The 284-nt window shown below is 44.4% G+C and carries 1 protein-coding gene; it reads left to right on the top strand.

From position 1 onward, the window contains the following. Positions 1-284, top strand: a 284-nt coding sequence (locus A142_RS17710) for a transposase (protein ID WP_019825104.1), incomplete at both ends; no start/stop codon positions are given.

Consider the following 284-nt stretch of genomic DNA (forward strand, 5'->3'; position numbering starts at 1 on the left):
TCGACAATCTTCTTTATGCAGCAAAGCAGGTAGGGCTAGAAATTGGGATTTTCTGCGCACTACATACCTTTGGAAGACGTTTAATTTGGAATCCTCATGTTCATGTATCTGCGCCCCTGGGGGGAATAAATTCACATGGCGATTGGAAGGCGCTCGCCTATTGCCATAAAAAAGTCGAAAAACGTTGGCGTGATGGACTCTGCGATTTACTACTTTCTGAATATGAATCTCTGACAATCGACGACGCAGAAACTCACTGCCGTGACTTTGATGAATTTCGTCGT

Origin of the sequence: Vibrio splendidus 12E03 (assembly GCF_000272105.2) — a bacterium.
In the GTDB taxonomy this organism is placed as follows: Bacteria; Pseudomonadota; Gammaproteobacteria; order Enterobacterales; family Vibrionaceae; genus Vibrio; species Vibrio splendidus_I.